This window comes from Corynebacterium poyangense (genome assembly GCF_014522205.1).
Classification (GTDB): Bacteria; Actinomycetota; Actinomycetes; order Mycobacteriales; family Mycobacteriaceae; genus Corynebacterium; species Corynebacterium poyangense.
This window is the reverse complement of sequence record NZ_CP046884.1, coordinates 1,463,410-1,482,639: the sequence shown is the minus strand read 5'-3', so window position 1 is coordinate 1,482,639 and position 19,230 is coordinate 1,463,410. Positions and strand designations below refer to the sequence as shown.

Sequence of the window (19,230 nt, the reverse complement as noted above, 5' to 3'; positions counted from 1 at the left end):
GCCATAGGACACAGCATAAAGTAAATGTGACAACTTCTAGTGCTTCAGCTATCTGATCTACCCCTTTTGTGGGGTGAATCACGTGGGTGTAGCTGTGATGTAGTGGCAAAACCCTCTCCCTAAAGGGGGTGGAGAAGGAAGTTTGTCGCGTGCCGGTAGCTAGCTACAATATTGCTTCGTGACAACTCAATTCAGCCCAGAAAAAGAAAATTCTGCTGTTCTTAACAACGCCGGACGGACCTATGAAGTACGCACTTTTGGCTGTCAGATGAATGTTCATGACTCGGAGCGTTTGTCCGGGCTGTTGGAAGATGCCGGTTATTCCCCCGTGCGTGAGGGGGATGAACCAGACCTCGTTGTGTTTAATACCTGCGCGGTGCGCGAAAACGCGGATTCTCGGCTGTACGGTACGTTGGGCCTGTTGAAAGCCACCAAAGATAATCATCCAGGGATGCAAATCGCGGTGGGCGGCTGCCTAGCGCAAAAGGATCGAGACGTCGTCATCAAAAAAGCTCCTTGGGTGGATGTAGTATTCGGGACCCACAATCTTGGTTCCCTACCTGCTTTGCTGGAACGAGCCCGGCACAACCACAAGGCTGAAGTGGAAATCGTCGAATCTCTTGAACAATTTCCTTCAGTCCTCCCGGCAAAACGTGATTCCGCATATTCGGGCTGGGTGTCCATTTCCGTCGGCTGCAATAACACCTGCACTTTTTGTATTGTCCCTTCCCTCCGGGGTAAAGAAGTAGACCGGCGCCCTGGAGATATCCTGGCGGAGGTTCAGGCCCTGGTTGACCAAGGTGTCAGCGAAGTAACTCTCCTGGGGCAAAACGTCAATGCCTATGGCGTCAACTTCGCAGACCCTGATCTACCACGCGATCGTTCTGCTTTTTCCCGTTTACTACGAGCATGCGGTGACATTGAAGGACTAGAGCGCGTGCGATTCACTAGTCCTCATCCGGCGGAATTCACCTCCGATGTTATTGACGCCATGGCAGAAACCCCTAATGTGTGTCCCCAGTTGCATATGCCTTTGCAATCTGGTTCTGACCGTGTCTTAAAAGATATGCGACGCAGCTATCGCACCAAGAAATTCTTGAGAATTGTGGAAGAGGTCCGGGAAAAGATTCCCGAGGCAGCAATAACCACCGACATTATTGTTGGTTTTCCAGGGGAGACTGAGGAAGATTTTCAAGCTACCCTAAATGTGCTCGAAGAAGCGAGATTTAGTTCTGCTTATACGTTCCAATATTCTATTCGTCCGGGCACCCCGGCGGGGGAGATGGATAACCAAATCCCTAAGGACGTCGTTCAGGACCGCTATGAGCGTTTAATAGCTGTCCAGGAGCGAATTTGCGCCGAGGAAAATCGGGCATTTATTGGGCGACGTGTCGAGCTTCTTGTCCAAGCAGGAGGGGGGCGCAAGAACAATAAGACGCACCGTATGACTGGCCGGGCTCGTGACGGACGACTGGTGCACTTTCAGCCTCATGCAGCTACACCGAACGCCGTGGATGGAGACATTCGCCCAGGTGACGTGGTTGACGTAGAGGTAACCGGCTCGGCTCCGCACTTCCTTATCGCAGACGCCGGTGTGCTGTCTCATCGTCGAACAAAAGCTGGCGATATGAGCGAAGCCGGCAAAGTTCCCACAACAGCTCCAGTGGGCGTAGGGTTGGGTTTGCCGCAGATACGCGGACTGTAATACCCAAATAAATAAAGGATTTTCGATGAGCGATCAGTGGGACAAAGCCGAAGAGGCTTTTCAACTGAAAGAAGACCTCAAAGCCAAAGAATATAAAGCTGCTCAGTCAATGAATCTTGGCCCCAAAATATGGATTCTTGGCGCGATTTTTCTGCTCTGGCTAATCAGTCTCTTTCTCCCTTTCACCTCCACTGGCATCAAAGGGATAGATGTCTTATTGCTCACCGACAAAGCCCGAAGCGGTGAAATCCGAATCACCGAATACGTCTATATCTACCTCATCACCCTAGGCCCCGGTGTGTTTAACGGCTTGCTGTTGCTGTTCCGAAAAACGATTTTTTCCTGGATCGCATGGATGTTTAGCTGCGTCGGAACATTCTATGTCGTTTTGGCTTTATGGCTTCGTCAGACCACAGAGGGAAGTCCATCTGGACATGCGTCGTGGGGAATGTATCTCAGTATTCTCCCGGTTATTGCAGCCACCGTCGTTTTCAGCATGATTATCCTTAAGCGTGATCCTGAACAGTTGAAGCTGGCTCAGCAGCGCCGCGATCATGATGTCCCGGATTATGTTGCACTGAATCAACGAGAAGAGCTAAAAAGCCGCGCTCAACAGGAGTGGGAAACTAATCCGCTCTTAGTGGATGATCGTCGCGCCCAGGCACACCGGAGACATCAACATCACTAGTATCTAGTATCGAGGTGAGCTCCTAATCTCTCCTCTGGGCCTGGAGTTCTTAGGATTATGAGACGGCCTTAAGATCTTTCATCCAGCAGCAGGATCGGGAAACCCTGGTCATACCAAGGCCGTTATTAATCGCCAGCATTCCGGAATTATCTGGCGCCATTGAGGTGCCGATACTCCTTACCTGCGGCCACAGTTCCCGCACCTGATGCCAGGCGATTCTTTTCACCGCGGTGCCTATCCCGTTACGACGCCATTCAGGCATCACCACCGTCAAGACTTGACTCGCTACCTCTGGCATATCCGAGTGGTGTTGGGAAATCTGACTCAGAGCTACGGGCTGGTTCTGCTCATTAGTAAGTAACACGTTAATGCTTCGATAATTGCCATCCTGAGCGCTTTTTTCTTCCGAGCGAACCCGATCAGACGTCCACGCGGTGTCTGAAAGTCCCAGATCCCCGGCCGGAATATCCCGCTCGGCGATATCCAAGAGTTGGCATAGTGCCGGCAGGAGATAATCCGGGCATCCGGCTTCGTCATAGCAATGAACCTTGATACCGGCTAGGTCGGCTGGACTAACAAGTTCGCTGCTATTTTCTGACATCTCCACTAGATACTGGTCTTCACGGTGGGCGACGATATAGCCGTGGTCTGACCATGCTCGAGACCAAAAATTAGCAAAAGGATTATCACCATTTCCCAAGTAACACCAGCTAGTGACCTGTGAACGGCCTAGATTTCGAGCTATTGTCTCGGCCAGATCGATCATGGAATGAACCAGATCATAGGTAGCGCCTGGGACGTCTTCTGCCAAGGTTGCAGGTGCCGGAAGATAATTGGCGTCCACGACGAGGCTGGCGCTGAGTTGATCTGGGTACGCCTGTACTGAGACTCCACAGAGAAGGAAGGCATGATAATCCGCAGTAAGAAGATTGTCGCTTTCTGGTCCTGTTGCCGGAATGAGAGGTAGACCAAATTCTCCCTGGGGAAGTTGCGAAAAGTTAATGGGAGACTCTGGATCGGGGTGGACGTCGGCGAAGAAATAATTGCGGTGCTCTGGACTGGGTTGAAGGGCCGCTAAGAATGCTTCCACAGTGGTGCATTGCTCGGTGTGCCCAGTAGTTTCCTGGATTTCCAGATTAGCCATTAAGACTCTGTTGATAACGACCGTGGTGGGTGAGGTGTAGTCCTGTGGCGGACTCACTTGACACCAGACCATTAACGATCCTCAACGGCTTGTTCCGCAGTTTTTGCCCACTGGGCCCACTGTTCCGCTTGTTCCCGAAGTTGTGCTGCTTTTCGCACATCGCCCTTAGCCTCGGCTGCTTCTGCTTGGTGCTGGAGCTCAGTGACTCGTGCGCTAAATTGGGCGGCGCGAGCTTGAGCCTCAGGATCAGTGCGTCGCCATTGCGCTGCGGCAGCATCAGAAACACGGTGCTCAATATCACGAATTCGGTTCTCAAATTCACGGATTCGATGTCGTGGCACGTAGCCAATCTCTTCCCACTTTTCTTGAAGCTCACGCAACTTAGCTCGCGCACCTTCAAGATCGTGATCTGGCTGGATCTGAGGCTCGTACTCCGCTAACAGCGCTTCTTTCAACTCGGCATTATGAGCAAATTCTCGGTCACGTTGTTGATTTACGGCGTTGCGCGCACCAAAAAAGTGGTCTTGGGCGGCACGGAATTCAGCCCACAATTTATCATCGATCTCGCGTGGTGCTCGTCCGGCAGCTTTCCACTCATCCATGAGATCTCGATATGCCTTAGCAGTGGCATTCCAGTCTTGGGAATCTTGCAAGGCGCGTGCTCGTTCCACTAATTCTTCTTTAGTGCGACGTGCTTGTGCCCGGTTCCGATCCAACTCGGCAAAGTGGGAACCACGTCGCCGATTAAAAGAATCACGTGCTTTAGAGTAACGCTTCCACAAGGCGTCATCGGTCTTCCGATCAATTCCCCGGATAGAACGCCACTCCTCTAAAATTGCGCGGATCCGGTCACCGGCAGCCTTCCAATCCGTTGAATCCGCAGCCAGCTGCTCTGCTTCGGCCGCCAGTTTTTCCTTACGAGCTATCGCATTAAGGCGGCGCTCTTCGCGATTCTTCTGGACTTGTTCATTGGCCTGATCTGAGTGATCTTTGATATCGCTCAAGCGTTGTCGCAGCCCTTCGACGTCGCCTAAAACAGCCTGGTCATCCAAGGTTTCCTGGAGTTCTGCCGCGGTGTGCTGGATACTGAGGGCTTCTTCTGGATGAGCATGTAAGCGAGATTCCAACAACTCCACTTCCGTGGCTAAGTCATCGAAACGCTTACCATAGTGGGCAATTCCTTCTTCAGGGGTACCGGCTTGCCACGAGCCGATAACGCGTTCCCCCTGAGCAGTTTTGAGATAGACTGTCCCATCTTCATCAATCCGCCCCCATTTCCGCGGGTCATTCTGGGGCTGATGAGGAAGAGGTGCCGGGGTCCGCATCGCCGCTGGGGCAGAGGGACGAGAACCCGGTTTCGGGGCGCCGGGACGGGGACCGGGTTTAGGCGTAGGGGTACTCAGCGAGGAATCTCCAGCGGGGGAACCAGGGGTAGGGGTAGGGTTCTCAGTCATAATCTTCTCCTCGCTCATTGGGGATGCGTACCGTGCATTACGGTGCCTAACGTCGTCAGATTCAACATACCGCCTTTCAATCCTTATGTCAGCGAAGTGGTGCCTGAATTGACCAGTAGTCTGGTAAACGTGCATCGAAATCTGATAATTATGCCCGGAAGTCCAGCACTTATAGCTCAGCTCGCTCCGGCAGATGCCGCTGGTCAACAACTTGCACGAGCATTAGAGGACTGTCTTAGAGAAGAGCATCGAGCTTTCCCTAAACGTCTAATCCATCTGGTGGGATCCCGAGATTCGCGTTGGTACACCCGACATAAGGGTAGCCTACGGGCCTGGGGTGCGATGCCAGGAACACCAGAGGCAGAAGATGGGCATTATCTGGCTGAAATTATCCAGAGAATATTTTTGGGTCCCCTAGCCGAACAACGGGTTTCTGCTTCTCGTTCCCATCTTCGGCCACTGGACCCTAACGCTCTTACCTTGGTGGCAGTGGACGGTTCTGCGGGTTTAACGCCTCGGGCTCCCTTGGCGATGCTTTCTGAGTCCTCATGGGCAGACCGCTGGTGCCAAATGGTGGTGTCTGATCCCACCCAGGTGCCCACAACCACGGCGCAAGAGCTTAAAGCTGCGGGGGTGATTGAACCGGATCTGTGGCTGGAATTAGCGGATATTCGCCCCACAAAATCTCAACTCCTAGCGGCAGATACATCTACTGGAGTTGGGCGATATCTAGGAGCGTGGGAAATCCCAGAAGGTAATGTGTAACAGCATGTCAAGGATCTCTCCACCGCCGCGGCCCATTGCCATAATAGGTCCCACCGCTGTGGGTAAATCTGCTCTCTCCATTGCTTTGGCCCACCTCTTAGATGGGGAAATTGTAAATGCTGATTCGATGCAGCTATATCAAGGAATGGATATTGGAACAGCCAAACTCACCGTAGAGGAGCGAGCGGGAATTCCTCATCACCAATTGGATGTTATTCCGGTAACGTGCACCGCCTCAGTAGCTCGCTACCAGCACGACGCCGCCGCAGATGTGGAAGCTATCCAAGCACGGGGGAGAGTTCCTATCATTGTGGGTGGTTCCATGCTCTATGTGCAATCTTTAATTGATCAGTGGGATTTCCCGCCTACTGACGCGCAGGTTCGAGCCAAGTGGGAATCCAGGCTTGCTGACGTAGGAATTCACCAACTTCATGCGGAGTTGGCTAAGCGAGATCCTGAGGCTGCCGCCACCATTGAAGATCAAGATCCGCGGCGAACGGTACGGGCACTTGAGGTTATTGAATTAACAGGTAAACCTTTTAAAGCGAGTCAGCCCAACCGCCGGGCGGTACCACGGTGGAATGCTCTATTGGTGGGGTTGTTTGCCGAGTCAGAGTGGCTTAATCCTCGGATTGAGACAAGAACTCACCGGATGTTTGATCGGGGGTTGATCGAGGAAGTCCGTCACTTACAAACTAAGGGGTTGGTTCGTGACTCCACCGCCGGGCAAGCTATTGGTTATGCCCAGGTTTTAGATATGTTCGACGGGCAGCTAAGCGAAGAGGAAGCGCGGGAGAAAACGATCAGTGGAACCCGTCGTTACGTCCGACGCCAGCGCGCGTGGTTTAAACGAGATCCACGGATTCACTGGGTTGAGGCGAAGAATGATCCGCTGGTTGGCGTGCAACAGTTATTGGAACAGGAAGACAGCTAGGTTCAATCATGATGGAAGAATTTCAGTTACCCGAGTTAACTTTTGCCAAAGGGCACGGTACTGGGAATGACTTTATTATTATTCCGGACCCGGAAGGAGAACATCCGTTGACAGCACAGCACGTTGCCTGGCTGTGCGATCGACACCGAGGGCTCGGTGCAGATGGGATACTTCGGGTAATTCGTGCTGGCGCTCTGCTTGATCGAGGTGAAATCTCACATCTAGATGAAGGTATTGAGCGAGACACCTGGTTTATGGACTACCGCAACGCCGATGGTTCACTAGCGGAAATGTGTGGCAACGGAGTCCGGGTTTTTGCTCACTGGCTATATAGCCGAGAACTCACTCTCAATTCATGTTTTCCGGTGGGCACAAGAGCCGGTGTCAAAAACGTGCACGTGCATAGCGCTGACCTCTACTTAGCCGATGTCACCGTGAGCATGGGAACCCCTGCCATCATGGGGGAAAGTTCTTGCATTTTCGATAATCAGCATTACTCCGGGTGGGGAATAGATATGGGGAACCCGCACCTTGCTTGTGTGGTCTCGGACTTGACGTCGGATCAGCTCTCACAGCTGGATTTTCGCACTGCGCCGGAGTGGGACAAGCAGTTTTTTCCGCACGGAGTCAACGTGGAGATACTTACGCCCTTAACCGGGTCCGGAGAAGTAAATATGAGAGTGTATGAGCGCGGAGTAGGAGAAACTCTCTCCTGCGGCACCGGGACAGTAGCTGCAGCACAAGCTGCGTTATTGGACTCCGGGCGTCAACACGGCACCATATTGGTCCATATCCCTGGTGGTCGAGTGGAAGTGAGCATTTCTGCCCATGACGCTACATTAAGAGGGCCGTCGGTGATTCTTGCCGAGGGAAAAATAGCGCCTATTGTGGCGAGGTCTTAATAGTTGACACCGTAAGTTTTGGCGACCTGCTTGGCTTTGTGCCAGGCTTGGGATAGCTCCTGACAACGGTGGTCAGTTAAAGCTAAAAGACGCTCCAGATGAGATAGGGTGCATTTGGTGGACAGTTGATTTTCTAGGCGACGCAAAAAGCGCCGGGAGCGTTCTGCTTGTTGATGGAAAATCCGGATTTCTTTAATCCGGCATTTTTTATCCGCTAGAGCGGGATAGTGGAGGGTTCGTTCCGTCAGGCTATCAGCGTCTGGGGAATAACAGAATCGGTCGTAGGCGTCGAGAATATCTCGAATATCTTGGGAGCTGGCGGCGATAGATTGCCGTAATGACTCGCTTTCGGCGGTATCTGGGTCTTGTCGGAAGACAAGCCAGCCAAGACAGGCCACAGGTACGATAACAAAGAGAGCGACTAGGGAAATCTGCAGGAAGCTACCGATAACAAGGCAGCAGAAAATCAGTGCCCCGACAACTAGTAGCTTCGAAATTCGCATGAGGTTTCCCATGATATATCAGTACGCTCGCCTGGTTAGTGACCACCGCACCCGCCGTGGCCACATCCGCAGCCACCTGAGCCACCACATCCGGAGGCAATGATTACTGAACCAGTTAAGACTCCTCGGCCGCTGAGAATTGAATCCTTAGCAGGTAAAGATTCAGCATCAGGGAGGCACACATCGAGACTGACTACGCTATCGAGGACCACGTGGATAAAGCGCTGGCCGGTTAACTCATTGACTCGGTAATCCGATTGGATCACTCGCCCAAGAAAATCAACTGACGCGTCAGGGACTTCTGCGCCGGAACCAGCAGCAATAATGTCAGCGCCGGGGCTGTGAATCTTAGCGGTGGATATTTCTCCCGTTGCGGAGGTGTAATCAGCCGCTGAGTTATATAGTTGATAGTCCACAGCGAGAGCGGCGATATGCAGTTGCTGCCATTGTTGTGCCGGGGCGTCCGCCAATAATGGCCCTTGGGCTAAATTTAGCGTGACTTCGGTGAGTTTATGGCCAAAAGCGTCGACGATCTCGACAAGAGCGAGCACATCGTTAATCATGGAGAGGTGACCAAAAACCTGGGCTGTGGACTCAAAACCGGCGAAAGTCGCAAATGGCTCTACCGCGAGGATGATGATACGAGCCCCAGAAGCATCGGAATATTGGATGAGTTGACCGTCACGAACTTCGCCCGTGACAGCCAATTTATCAGTAGCAATTGCGGCTTCCACGGCGTCTTGCCACCGGGGGAAATCCAGTCCAATGCTCTTAAGGTCTGTAGTCATGAGGCTGATTGTACTCCGTGACTATGTGCTAATGTCCAAGAACCAAGTGATCCTATGTGAAGGAGATAATGACCAACGTTGAGCATGAAGACCTTTTAGAGCAGGTCTTTGATGATGATGGTATGAGCCCAACGGTCGGTGAGTTTGATCTTGCCGAAAGAAACGCTTTTCGCCGGGTGCATCGCGATACAACTATTCACGCCGAGGAACAAGATGACGGCTACGAGGTGGAGTACCGAAAACTTCGCCTGGAGCGCGTCATCTTAGTGGGAGTGTGGACAGAGGGGAGCGTCGCTGAAGTAGAAGCGAGAATGGATGAGTTAGCTGCTCTTGCTGAAACCGCCGGTGCGGAAGTCATTGACATGCTTTATCAGCGTCGAGACAAACCCGACCCCGGCACCTACATTGGGTCTGGGAAAGTTAACGAACTCAAAGACATTATCAATGCCACCTCAGCTGACACCGTGGTGTGCGATGGTGAACTTGCGCCTGGTCAATTGGTGGCCTTGGAAAATTCCTTGAACACCAAAGTCATTGATCGAACAATGTTGATTTTGGACATATTTGCTCAACATGCGAAATCACGTGAAGGCAAGGCGCAGGTTTCTTTAGCTCAGATGGAATACCTCATTACCAGGGTGCGTGGATGGGGCGGGAGCCTTTCGCGGCAAGCTGGTGGCCGGGCTGGAAGCAATGGCGGTGTTGGATTACGTGGTCCCGGAGAAACCAAAATTGAGGCTGATCGACGCAGGCTTCGTGCTGACATGGCGAAACTCCGACGAGAACTTGCCGGGATGAAAACAGCTCGGGAAGTGAAACGCGCTCGACGGCAGGCCTCAGCAATCCCGAAAATTGCGATTGCCGGATACACCAATGCGGGAAAATCATCACTCATTAACGCCCTAACAGGAGCCGGCGTATTGGTAGAAAATGCGCTTTTCGCGACCTTGGACCCTACCACCCGACGCGCAGAACTAGCTGATGGTAGGGCAGTGGTAATGACCGATACCGTCGGGTTTGTCCGTCACCTGCCTACTCAATTAGTTGAGGCTTTTAAATCTACTCTGGAAGAAGTAACCCAGGCAGATGTTGTATTGCATGTCGTTGATGGGTCGGACCCTTTCCCGCTAAAACAAATTCAGGCGGTCAATGGGGTGCTAGCGGAAGTTATTCGAGACTCTGGCGTGGATATGCCCCCGGAGATTATCGTCGTGAACAAAATAGACCAGGCTGATTCCTTGACCCTGGCAGAATTGCGACATCATCTGGACGAGGCAGTATTTGTTTCAGCGAAAACAGGCCAAGGAATTCCAGAATTAGAAGCTCGGATAGAACTACTTCTTAATGAACTCGACGCCCACGTAACTCTGCTCATTCCCTTTACTAAAGGAGAGATTGTATCTCGGATCCATGAGCTAGGTACCGTCCTCCGCGAAGAGTATCAGTCCGACGGAACTCTCATGGAGGTGCGTTTACCCCAAGAGATGGCGCAAGAATTAGCGCAGTATCAGGTTGAACACGCTACCCAGGTGGCCGAGTAATCAACATCGAGACCTGGGCGTCGAACTATCTATTCGGTCGTGGACGTCGCAGCTTCTTTCCGGCCTATCCACCAGGAAGAAAGAAACACCCCTGCGACGGCGACAAGCACGCCAGCGAGGATACCGAGCTGTCCTAGCCCCATATTCAGCCAACCTACGTAGAGGCCAATGACTCCGTAGTCGGAGTCACCGAAAGTGGACGAAGCGTTGCCGATTTCGCCGAGGACGGGGAGCAAAAGAAACGGAACCAGGGTGATAAACACCCCATTTCCAAACGCACCAATGATAGCGCCGCGGCGGCCACCGACGGCATTGCCGATTACTCCGGAGGCGCCACCAGTCATAAAGTGAGCAACAATTCCTGGAATGATGACGGTTAATCCGCTTATCCCCATAACGATCATTCCAAGAATCCCGGCAACCAGTGAGGACAAAAAGCCGATCATCACCGCATTGGGGGCAAAGGTGAACGTAATGGGAACATCCAGGGCCGGCTTGGAATTCGGCACGAGCTTTTGAGAAATCCCTTGAAATGCAGGGACGATTTCATTGAGGACTGCGCGGACACCAGCCAGAATAATAAATACTCCGGCGGTGAATCGACCTGCCTGCATGACCGCCCAGACTAGGTAGTTTTGCCCGTCAGAAATCTGGGTGTGAACATAGCTAGGGCCGGCGATGAGTGCTACCACCAGAAAAATTATGCCCATCGATAGCATGATGACGACATTGGTGTCTCGGACAAAGGATAGATTCTTGGGGACATTCATGGTTTCGGTTGAATGCTCTGGGTTCCCTTTGGTGATTGAGGCGAGCCAGCCAGAAAAAGCTATGCCAAAACCTCCGGTGTGGCCGAGAGCGACGTCGTTGGTTCCTGTGGCGCGATGTAAGAACGGCTGGACTACAGCGGGCGAAATAGTTGTGATAACGCCTTCTGCTAGGGCGCCGATGATGATGGCTTGCCAGGGGCTGAATCCGGCCACAATTAAAATCACGGCCAGCATGGCAGATTGGTATAAGGCTACGTGACCGGATAGATAGATGTATTTGAAGTTCGTCAGCCGGGCAAAAATAACATTAACGATCATTCCGAAGAAGAAAATCAAGGCGGCGGTGCTGCCATATTGCAGCAACACGGGGCCAACAATGGCTTCATTGTTGGGGACGACACCTTGCACCCCGAATACGCTGGAGAACATGTTTCCAAACGGCTCAAGGGAATCAGATACAAGTCCGGCGCCAGCTGCGAGAACCAAAAAGCCTACGAAGGATTTAATGGTTCCTTTCATGGTGTCTGAAAAGCTCTTTCGCTGAAGAACCAACCCCAAAAGAGCGATAAGACCGATAATGACCGCTGGTTGACTAAAAACATCAACAAAGAACTTGAGAATAGAGTTCATAATTGTTTCCCACTGAAGTTAATTAGAGAAGTCCTTTTTCTTGGCATACCGCAGCGAGTTTCTTTTTCAGTTCGGCTTTATCAATGATGCTGTCAAGGATGACCCGATTGGGGAAATGATCAGTGGCATCAGCTAAATCTCTGCCGATGACAAAAACATCGGCATCATTCGGAGAGGCGCCACCAAGATCAGAATGCGTTACCTCAGCGTCGTTAACTCCCAATTCTTGGAGGGCGTTTTTGATATTTAGCTCCACCATAAAACTAGAACCTAGACCGGAACTACACATTGCCATGAATTTCATCTTCGGTTTCCTTTCGTGGACAAGTTCAACTCAGGGGTCTGTTGCTAGGCCTGAGATATGAGGTCGTGGATCTCCGTAGCCGAAGTCGCCTGCGAGATTTTCTGACGAATAGCCTCATTCATCAGCACCTTGGCGAAATTTGCCATGAGCTCTTGATGAGAATGAGAGTCGAGAGCGCACAGTCCCCAGATTTGTCGAATGGGGTGTCGCTGATCCCCGTTAAGGAGGACCGGGGAATCAAGCACCGTTAGGGCTAGCCCCACACCGAGTGAGCCCTGCTCAGGCCGTGTATGTGCCAAGAGGACTTCATATCCTAGATCCATGTATAAGCCCTCTCCTGATTTGATGCTAGTGATCACAGCATTGGAATAGGTGGAGGTGATCAGGCCGTCTTTTTCTAGAAGAGATAAACACGAACGGACAGCGTGGCTCCACTCGGTATGAGAGCCGACGACGATGCGGTGTAAGGGGAGAGCTAACTCGGCCATGGTTCATTTCCTTCTCGACTGGGGCTACCTTCCTGAGGATAACCAAAAATCGATAGGGAGACACTAAAAGCTATCAGGGCGAGATTGCTCGGAAAGATGATCAAAAGTCGAAGGTAGGAGAGGATTCTCCTCACACTAATGGTTGTGACAGTAGGCGCTAAAAGGACGTTAGTCAGGTTTTTAGATTAGGAGTTAGTGTTGGGACTACTGAGGGAGTGGAAATAGCGTAATGTGCGAACTATTATCGGGAAAAATTCTGGTACGTCTTTGTTGAGGTGCTGTTGAAATTTTCCTGGCGTTGAATGAGGGAGTAGCTTGTGATTGGGTTAATCAACGATTTCTCATTAGTAATGAGATAGTCACCGCCCTAGCTGCGACTAACGGGTAAATTATGCTGTTTATTTCTGATTTGCAGAAAATTGATTCTGTTCATTCTCGTGATTTGTATCGTCTGCGATGGGCGTCGATAATAGGATCTTTCGGTAACGGATTGACTGGGGTGGTCCTGACAATCGCTGTTGCGTCTTCTTTGGGAGGAACCGGAACTAGCGTTGCTTTGACGTCGTTAGCGGTGGGAATGTTGTTATCCTTTGCTGCGGGAGGGGTTCATGCCGATCATGGATCTCGGGTAGGCATTCTGGTTAAAAGTGATCTGTTGCGAGGCATAGCCAATCTCTTAGTGCTCGCCGGCATTCTGGTAGATAACTATGCCTCGTTACCATTAATTTTGCTGGGGTGTTTTACTAATGGGATGTGTGCTGGGTACTTTCGTCCGGCGCTAGCGTCATTGTGGGCGGAATTGGTTCCGGCGTCCAGGTTAAAAGACGTGCTTGCTACTAATTCTCTTGTTAATAGGATTTCCTTGTCCCTAGGTGCTGCTACGGGCGGCATCATGATTGCTGTTGGTCTTTCCCGGTGGGGACTAGTGATTGACGCTGTGTCTTTTCTTGTGACGGCGTTGATTGTGAGATGTGTGGTTGAGCCCCGAGTTATGGAACAAAAAGATGGGGTGGGTGCTAGAAAATATGGTGATGTCTTAAGTAAGTTGAATGTGTATGCGCAATGGTCGCAGCTGATGAGCGTGTCTCGCCGATCCTCGTGGCTTCCGCTGTGGGCAGTCACCTCCATGATTGGTTCGATATGCGGGGGAGTAATGAGCGTGGCGTTGCCTCTAGTCTTGGTAGATAAATACGATTCCACGGTTGTAGGGGCGTATCAGTCTTTAGGTGTCTGTGCGTTGGTGCTCGGTGCGTTAGGTGCCAAGATATATCGGTCTCCGAGGTTTCCAGGCTTCGGTGTTGTGTTTGGGTCATTGGGTGATTACCTAGCCAGTGGGTTGATAGCGCTGGGATGTCCTGGGCTATGGCCGATAAGCGCTAAATGTGCTTCTTCTTTTGCTAGTGCTTATTCCTCTCCGTTTTTTACTCATTTTGTCTCGAAACAGTTTGACAAAACGGATCAGGGGAAAGTGTTTGCTCTTCAAACCGGTGTTAGTTCTGTTCTCGCACCCGTGGGCATGGCTCTATCCGGCATAGTGCTAAAGATTATCGAACCATCTGACGTGCTTCTTATTAGTGCCATAGCCGGGATGGTGTTGAGTGCAGCCCCGTTATTAAAAACCGGAATCCTGAAATTCGACATTAATGAATAGTGATTTATGAGTCATTAATTACGACTCAGATGGTCGATATAATTCAGTCTGAAGCCAGAAACATACCACTACCGTTTATCTCCAGAGTGATGAACTTAATACCCAGATATATAATCTGGCCACTAATCCGGGTTAACGCCTAGTGAAGTGGACCAGGAGGCGTTGAAGGAGTGTCTTAATCACGTCGTGTGATGATTGTTCTTATTCGGCACGATAAGTAACTACTGGAAAGATGGTTTTTTGGGGGAGATCACATGATGATTGCGAGATGAGGGATTTTTTAGTTTACGACTAGAGGAAGAATTGGTTCTTGTCTGTGAGGGTGAGAGCGTGACAATAGAATTTTCTTCACACTCCTGGAACTGGTTGTGGCGGGGCTGTTGTTGTACTGCCAGGTAGTCAATGCACTGGCCGACGTGATTTAGGCTTTTCAAAAGCTGTGTGTTTAAGGGGAATTAATTACCAGCACAATGGTATCGTTATTAGTCAGGGTAATAAAGATCCATCGAAGATAACTACGGTTGAGGCGATAGGTTTCGATTCTGTAGTTCAGAGATTAAAGGGAAGCGAACGAATTGGCGTGTGTCAGCCTACTTACCTGTCTGTTAATACGGACACACATGAGATAGGGCTGCAAGTTGGGCGGAAAGTAAGGTAGGGAAAGGATACGAAAGTAACTTTGCTGCTACCCGAATCGGTAAAATTGATAGGGATTCATACAACTGTTCTCAACTTGTGTGGGCGGCATATAAACATGCATCCGGAGGTGGGTTGGACATTGGCGAGAGGTATCCATATGAGCCTTATCAGCCTGCAGTGTATCCGCTCGATATTCTTCGTTCCCACAATACAAGGGTAATTAATTGATAAAGAAAAAGATTGGATTTGCGGTTGTTGCTTTGGTGGCTATATTAAGTATTATTTCTATTTTGTGGTTACGAGGTTCAAAAGATCAGCAAATTCCTAATGGTGGAATGAAAGATTCAATCTATATAGGTATTTCGACTGAAACCATCGGGCCTCTAACTGATAGTGATAGAAATAATGTATTTTGGTCTTCAAAAAACGGAGACGGTGGTATTGCTTTTTCACTGGCGCCGACATATTTTCCTTCAATTATCCGGATAGGAAAAAGTTTTGCCGTTCCTGACGAAAATTCGATTCATCTGGTAGATGAGAACCTTAATCTCCAGAAAACATTCCCGGTGACTGGATTGGGTATTGGAACGCAGAGTACTTCTTCAGTTTCCGATAATCATCAGAGTGGAGCATTTTTATTTAATACAGGCAGTACCACGTCTCCTCACTCCGTAAAAGTAGTTTCAGTTAATTCCAACGGAATTAGGTCCATTGACAGAAAAGATCATATTAGCAGCCCGACTGTTTGTAATGACGGAACATTAAAATGGATTGAGTTTATTCCTGACGATGGAGATCTGAATGAGGATCGGGGAACAGCTAATATTGTCACCTGGAATTTAGATGATAGTGTGAAAATATCTCCGATATCTTGGGATTTTCAGTATGAACCTGGACCTGAAAACCGATTATCATGTAATTCTGATCAGAGTATTATAGTTACTGAAGATAAAGATGGTGACGCTATATCTCTTCTGTTGACCGATAAGGATGGAGTTACAGAAGCTAGTAAACAAGCGACTCTATCAAATTACACTCCACCAGCTTTGGCTCGTTTTTCGAGCATTTCGCACAATAGGCTATTTTCCTTAGATAGAAACAATGATTTATCATCAATCAATTTAACTACGGGGGCTGAGGAATATAGAGTTCATTTAAACATCAGTGGCCCCTCCCCAATATCTATAACATATGAAGGATCCCTTGCGTATATAGTAGTTCGCCCTGATGATATAGAAAATAAGCAGGCGGTAATGCCTATCAAATTGCTGGAGCCTGTCTGTCAGGGAGAATTTACCCCTCTTATTGGCTATGATGACATGACACAGAACTCGTGGTTCTCTCGTATGGGGGATACGTTTAAAGTGGCAACTACTGTTCTTCCGATCGACAAAGATTTCTCTTTCTCGTGCAGTTAACATATGAGCGCACGGATACACTGGAAAGCTTCAGCTATGTGCAGCACAATTTGGGCTGCACATAGTCTTAATAAGAGGCTGTTCTCCGCCAGGAAGGTTAAATCAGAGTTTATCCAAGTCATATACTTTTACCTCCCGCCGTCCGCCGCGGCTAATCGTTGATGTTTTTGTACTAGCTGCTAGTTTTTAAGGTGACGATTTTTATGAAAACGGTGAAGGCCTTGATAAAGGAATTCATAACTTGGCCAGTTAAGTATACGACTAAGGTCGTTGTGCTCGTATGGTGCGGACTTGGGAATTCTTCTTGATCCATGTCGCGGCAGCAGGATCAATGAAATCCGTCACCATGTGGATGGCGTTGTCGACGAAGTCGAGATATGTGTTTTCACTGGCTATATCGTGTTGTTGGACGATTGATTCGTGGTGAGAACACCTGTTTCTCATCTTGTAGACAATGTCTACATAACCTTCGAACTGCTGTCTGCTGTCGGGTCTTTTCTTCAAGGCCTTCTCTACCTGAGGCCAGACGCTCGCCTGATAATAGTTAGTTAGGAGGTAGCGTCAGAAGTCAAAACTGAGCTCAGCAATGATTTTTCCTGGTGGCGCTTGTCTCCCTCTGGCCCGACTTTTCGCTTTTCTGATGTTCCTTTCTGCTATTTCTCTGAAAGATATTCGACGGTTGTCAAACCACCGGTCGCCGTATCTGCTGGTTAGAGCATCGTGGATGCAGTTTCGGAGGAGCACTTCAAGGTGTTCGATGTCTGCGAGATAGGTCTTTGTGAGGCGAGTATTCCAAAGATATAGCTTTTCTGGTTCTGGGTGTCCGACGTACCGGCTCATTCGTGCAGGTGAAAACCACTGAGATAGTGGTACGGGGTTCGGACTTGGACTAGTCATGATGGATATGCTAGCCTTCGTATTGAAAGCCCCGGAGCGATCCCTGCACTACGAAAGTAGGAGTACATCGCCGGGGTTATTGATATTTTCGGGCAATAAATTGCTTGCATGTCTCTAGGTTTCATCACACCGTGTGCCTGGGGCGGCGAGCAGGATTTTTCGTAGATCTTGAGCGCTGAGATAGGAGCGCCCTCCTCCGCGTACTGCTTCCGCGTACTGCTTCGCGCCATATTGGTTTGAAAGCTCCGAGCATGACTTGATAAGTCGGAAGCATTTGTCTGTGGGAGTTTGTTCCTTCTCTTATGAGTTCTTCTTGTTCAGTCCACCGGCCGTTCTTAACTAGGTATTCCGTGTAGACAGCCATCTGACTCTCGCGTTCTGCCGAACCATTCGGCATTTTCGACGCCGATAGCATCCCACCCGTTTTCACCGAGCGCTTCCACGCTGAAGTGGATTACCCTAAACATGTCGAGGATATCCCAGACCAGCTCGCACTCATATGCATTGAGAGTGTCAGTGTGGTTGGGAAATAGTTGGGGGTATTCCCCTTCATAAACATGTTCCAACACTTCAATAGCACGTTCGTGCCATGTCGCGTCATAGGATTCTTTAGGAAGATGCCCTTGGGCGGCTGGATTTGGGACTGCCTATTTGCTTCTGCTGCTTCGGCAATGAGGGTTCGGAGATCATCGGGAACGCGGAGAGTAGTTGTCTGCATGAACCTAACCTGACCAAGGTGAATCACCGAATACAAATGCGCACACTCCGAATACCGGTACTCGGTTCCTTGGGTGGTCCCATGTCTTGAACGGGTACACCGGCACGGCCATATTCTGTTCCGGGGTTAGCGTCTTCCCTTTTTACAGGAGGTTTAGATGATACCCCTGGAAGTATCTTGGATCGGGAGCATCTGCTTGCTCATCTTGGATGCGAGGTGCTGCAAGGATGCGCAGAACGGAACTTTTCTAAGGCGTTTTACCAAGACCAACACGGGGAAACAAAACCTCGTGTGTACCGGGTAGGAACAAGAGCGTTTAGTAAGTGCCTGTACGTGAGTCTGACCTCGAAAAAGCATGCTTCAGTGATTGTGGTTGATATTGACATATCCGGGGAAAGCGGTGGACATCCGGTGCATCTAGCTATAGATGTGGGGTGGCAGCTTGCAGGGCTAGTAGAACGTAATATAGGTCCAGCATGGGTAGGAATTAACCCCTTGTCAGGCAAAGCTCAAGCATTGTGGTTGATTGACCCAGCATATGCGAATCCTGCAGTAGGGGATTCGCGGCATATGCGGTTGCTTGCTGCAACAACTCAGGCCTTGGGTGAGTATCTCGGGTATGACCCGCATTTTTCATGGTTTTAGCCGTTCCCCGTTTTATGAGGGGAAAGATCCAACGGTTTATCGTTGGTACTGTCAGCATAAATGCGTGAACCCGGTGGGTGATTTGATGGCACAGCTTCAAGAGATCACTGGTACCCCTGAGCCGAAGAAAAGATATCAGCGGTTTAGTGGCGGACGGGAATTGATCGAAGCAGTGAAAGCCCGTCGTGAACAAGCTGAAGCAATTTACAAGTTGGCTCGCGAGGTGGTCAGCGAGTTAGGCGACAAACTTGACCAATATGACCCTGATCTGATTGATGGAGTGAGGGTGTTGTGGATCAGTAAGAGGCGTGCAGCGCGGGATGAAACCGCGTTTCGACACGCACTGAAAACTGGTCACCGACTTAGATCTTCTGGTCAGCGGATGAAAGATAACTTGCTTATTGATGCCTATGAACACGGGTATAACGTTGCGCAACAAGTAGGTAGTGATGGTAGATCCCCAGAGATGCCCCGATGCGAGATCGCCAGACGATGGCACGCCGTGTACGTGGCTACGTGTTAAGCAGAAAGACAAGTTCAGCACAGAGAACCGGCAAGTCTTCTGCGCCTATTTCCGCGGCAACACTCGTGATCGTAAAGCGCTCGCCACGATGGGCCGTAGAGGTGGGCAGAAAGCAGCGCAGAG

Annotated in this window: 20 protein-coding genes; 10 read left to right on the top strand and 10 right to left on the bottom strand. The window is 50.2% G+C overall.

Going from position 1 to position 19,230, the window contains the following annotated elements; genetic code table 11:
- Nucleotides 1–178 precede the first annotated feature (178 nt).
- Both miaB and GP475_RS06970 read left to right on the top strand, forming a co-directional pair.
- A complete protein-coding gene (miaB, locus tag GP475_RS06975; RefSeq protein WP_187973719.1) occupies nt 179–1,705 on the top strand; it encodes a tRNA (N6-isopentenyl adenosine(37)-C2)-methylthiotransferase MiaB in 1,527 nt (508 codons plus the stop codon).
- 25 nt (nt 1,706–1,730) lie between these two features.
- On the top strand, nt 1,731–2,393 hold the full coding sequence (locus GP475_RS06970; protein WP_187973718.1) for an Rv2732c family membrane protein: 663 nt from the start codon (nt 1,731–1,733) through the stop codon (nt 2,391–2,393).
- Nucleotides 2,394–2,448: 55 nt separating this feature from the next.
- Here the strand turns inward: GP475_RS06970 and GP475_RS06965 are convergent, their stop codons facing one another.
- Both GP475_RS06965 and GP475_RS06960 read right to left on the bottom strand, forming a co-directional pair.
- The gene (locus GP475_RS06965) at nt 2,449–3,594 is read right to left on the bottom strand and encodes a hypothetical protein (RefSeq protein WP_187973717.1); all 1,146 of its coding nucleotides are present in this window, start codon (nt 3,592–3,594) and stop codon (nt 2,449–2,451) included.
- Nucleotides 3,595–3,608: 14 nt separating this feature from the next.
- Nucleotides 3,609–4,991, bottom strand: coding sequence for a DUF349 domain-containing protein (locus GP475_RS06960; RefSeq protein WP_187973716.1), 1,383 nt, complete (start codon nt 4,989–4,991; stop codon nt 3,609–3,611).
- A 129-nt stretch (nt 4,992–5,120) separates the two neighbouring features.
- On the opposite strand from GP475_RS06960, the gene GP475_RS06955 reads away from it, so the two are divergent.
- The 3 genes from GP475_RS06955 to dapF are packed head-to-tail and all read left to right on the top strand — an operon-like array spanning nt 5,121 to nt 7,592.
- Nucleotides 5,121–5,756: a hypothetical protein gene (locus GP475_RS06955; RefSeq protein WP_187973715.1), complete on the top strand. Its 636-nt coding sequence runs from the start codon at nt 5,121–5,123 to the stop codon at nt 5,754–5,756.
- Between the two features lie 4 nt (nt 5,757–5,760).
- A complete protein-coding gene (gene miaA, locus GP475_RS06950; RefSeq protein ID WP_187973714.1) occupies nt 5,761–6,690 on the top strand; it encodes a tRNA (adenosine(37)-N6)-dimethylallyltransferase MiaA in 930 nt (309 codons plus the stop codon).
- Nucleotides 6,691–6,701: 11 nt separating this feature from the next.
- The gene (dapF, locus tag GP475_RS06945) at nt 6,702–7,592 is read left to right on the top strand and encodes a diaminopimelate epimerase (protein ID WP_187975840.1); all 891 of its coding nucleotides are present in this window, start codon (nt 6,702–6,704) and stop codon (nt 7,590–7,592) included.
- Here the strand turns inward: dapF and GP475_RS06940 are convergent.
- Together GP475_RS06940 and GP475_RS06935 are read right to left on the bottom strand one after the other, a co-directional pair.
- Complete coding sequence (locus tag GP475_RS06940) at nt 7,589–8,095, bottom strand: hypothetical protein (protein WP_187973713.1); 507 nt, start codon at nt 8,093–8,095, stop codon at nt 7,589–7,591. The genes dapF and GP475_RS06940 overlap by 4 nt on opposite strands.
- Nucleotides 8,096–8,130: 35 nt before the next feature.
- On the bottom strand, nt 8,131–8,883 hold the full coding sequence (locus GP475_RS06935) for a hypothetical protein (protein WP_187973712.1): 753 nt from the start codon (nt 8,881–8,883) through the stop codon (nt 8,131–8,133).
- A gap of 68 nt (nt 8,884–8,951) precedes the next feature.
- Between GP475_RS06935 and hflX the strand changes: the two genes are divergently transcribed.
- Entirely contained in the window at nt 8,952–10,424 is a 1,473-nt protein-coding gene (gene hflX / locus GP475_RS06930; RefSeq protein ID WP_187973711.1) for a GTPase HflX, read from the top strand.
- Nucleotides 10,425–10,453: 29 nt separating this feature from the next.
- Here hflX and GP475_RS06925 read toward each other — a convergent pair whose 3' ends face one another.
- From GP475_RS06925 to GP475_RS06915, 3 genes are read right to left on the bottom strand one after another with little or no spacing between them, the layout of a single operon-like run.
- Nucleotides 10,454–11,824, bottom strand: a complete 1,371-nt coding sequence (locus GP475_RS06925) for a PTS ascorbate transporter subunit IIC (protein ID WP_187973710.1) — start codon at nt 11,822–11,824, stop codon at nt 10,454–10,456.
- Nucleotides 11,825–11,846: 22 nt separating this feature from the next.
- Nucleotides 11,847–12,128: a PTS sugar transporter subunit IIB gene (locus tag GP475_RS06920; RefSeq protein WP_187973709.1), complete on the bottom strand. Its 282-nt coding sequence runs from the start codon at nt 12,126–12,128 to the stop codon at nt 11,847–11,849.
- Between the two features lie 44 nt (nt 12,129–12,172).
- Nucleotides 12,173–12,616 (bottom strand): PTS sugar transporter subunit IIA, encoded by a 444-nt coding sequence (locus GP475_RS06915; RefSeq protein WP_187973708.1) that lies wholly within the window; start codon nt 12,614–12,616, stop codon nt 12,173–12,175.
- Nucleotides 12,617–13,007: 391 nt separating this feature from the next.
- On the opposite strand from GP475_RS06915, the gene GP475_RS06910 reads away from it, so the two are divergent.
- Together GP475_RS06910 and GP475_RS06905 are read left to right on the top strand one after the other, a co-directional pair.
- Nucleotides 13,008–14,267: an MFS transporter gene (locus GP475_RS06910; protein ID WP_187973707.1), complete on the top strand. Its 1,260-nt coding sequence runs from the start codon at nt 13,008–13,010 to the stop codon at nt 14,265–14,267.
- A gap of 863 nt (nt 14,268–15,130) precedes the next feature.
- A complete protein-coding gene (locus tag GP475_RS06905) occupies nt 15,131–16,324 on the top strand; it encodes a hypothetical protein (RefSeq protein WP_187973706.1) in 1,194 nt (397 codons plus the stop codon).
- Between the two features lie 261 nt (nt 16,325–16,585).
- Here the strand turns inward: GP475_RS06905 and GP475_RS12495 are convergent, their stop codons facing one another.
- From GP475_RS12495 to GP475_RS12660, 3 genes are all read right to left on the bottom strand, one after another.
- Nucleotides 16,586–16,768 (bottom strand): hypothetical protein, encoded by a 183-nt coding sequence (locus GP475_RS12495; protein ID WP_262485151.1) that lies wholly within the window; start codon nt 16,766–16,768, stop codon nt 16,586–16,588.
- A 577-nt stretch (nt 16,769–17,345) separates the two neighbouring features.
- Nucleotides 17,346–17,618, bottom strand: a complete 273-nt coding sequence (locus GP475_RS12665) for a YfbU family protein (protein ID WP_394367374.1) — start codon at nt 17,616–17,618, stop codon at nt 17,346–17,348.
- Nucleotides 17,557–17,790: a YfbU family protein gene (locus GP475_RS12660; protein WP_187973704.1), complete on the bottom strand. Its 234-nt coding sequence runs from the start codon at nt 17,788–17,790 to the stop codon at nt 17,557–17,559. Before GP475_RS12660 ends, GP475_RS12665 begins: the two co-directional genes overlap by 62 nt.
- Before the next feature lie 482 nt (nt 17,791–18,272).
- Here GP475_RS12660 and GP475_RS12490 point away from each other — a divergent pair, with 482 nt between their 5' ends.
- Nucleotides 18,273–18,584, top strand: a complete 312-nt coding sequence (locus tag GP475_RS12490; protein WP_262485150.1) for a replication initiation protein — start codon at nt 18,273–18,275, stop codon at nt 18,582–18,584.
- A complete protein-coding gene (locus GP475_RS12485; protein WP_262485149.1) occupies nt 18,559–19,107 on the top strand; it encodes a hypothetical protein in 549 nt (182 codons plus the stop codon). Before GP475_RS12490 ends, GP475_RS12485 begins: the two co-directional genes overlap by 26 nt.
- The last annotated feature ends 123 nt before the right edge of the window (nt 19,108–19,230 follow it).

Bases quoted from the DNA above. Each gene is read 5' to 3' on its own strand.
- GP475_RS12665 (WP_394367374.1), bottom strand. From the start codon at position 17,618: ATGCCGAATGGTTCGGCAGAACGCGAGAGTCAGATGGCTGTCTACACG.
- GP475_RS06960 (WP_187973716.1), bottom strand. From the start codon at position 4,991: ATGACTGAGAACCCTACCCCTACCCCTGGTTCCCCCGCTGGAGATTCC.
- hflX (WP_187973711.1), top strand. From the start codon at position 8,952: ATGACCAACGTTGAGCATGAAGACCTTTTAGAGCAGGTCTTTGATGAT.
- GP475_RS06935 (WP_187973712.1), bottom strand. From the start codon at position 8,883: ATGACTACAGACCTTAAGAGCATTGGACTGGATTTCCCCCGGTGGCAA.
- GP475_RS06910 (WP_187973707.1), top strand. From the start codon at position 13,008: ATGCTGTTTATTTCTGATTTGCAGAAAATTGATTCTGTTCATTCTCGT.
- GP475_RS12495 (WP_262485151.1), bottom strand. From the start codon at position 16,768: ATGAGAAACAGGTGTTCTCACCACGAATCAATCGTCCAACAACACGAT.
- GP475_RS06920 (WP_187973709.1), bottom strand. From the start codon at position 12,128: ATGAAATTCATGGCAATGTGTAGTTCCGGTCTAGGTTCTAGTTTTATG.
- dapF (WP_187975840.1), top strand. From the start codon at position 6,702: ATGGAAGAATTTCAGTTACCCGAGTTAACTTTTGCCAAAGGGCACGGT.
- GP475_RS06925 (WP_187973710.1), bottom strand. From the start codon at position 11,824: ATGAACTCTATTCTCAAGTTCTTTGTTGATGTTTTTAGTCAACCAGCG.
- GP475_RS06915 (WP_187973708.1), bottom strand. From the start codon at position 12,616: ATGGCCGAGTTAGCTCTCCCCTTACACCGCATCGTCGTCGGCTCTCAT.
- GP475_RS06970 (WP_187973718.1), top strand. From the start codon at position 1,731: ATGAGCGATCAGTGGGACAAAGCCGAAGAGGCTTTTCAACTGAAAGAA.
- GP475_RS12485 (WP_262485149.1), top strand. From the start codon at position 18,559: ATGACCCGCATTTTTCATGGTTTTAGCCGTTCCCCGTTTTATGAGGGG.
- miaA (WP_187973714.1), top strand. From the start codon at position 5,761: ATGTCAAGGATCTCTCCACCGCCGCGGCCCATTGCCATAATAGGTCCC.
- GP475_RS06940 (WP_187973713.1), bottom strand. From the start codon at position 8,095: ATGCGAATTTCGAAGCTACTAGTTGTCGGGGCACTGATTTTCTGCTGC.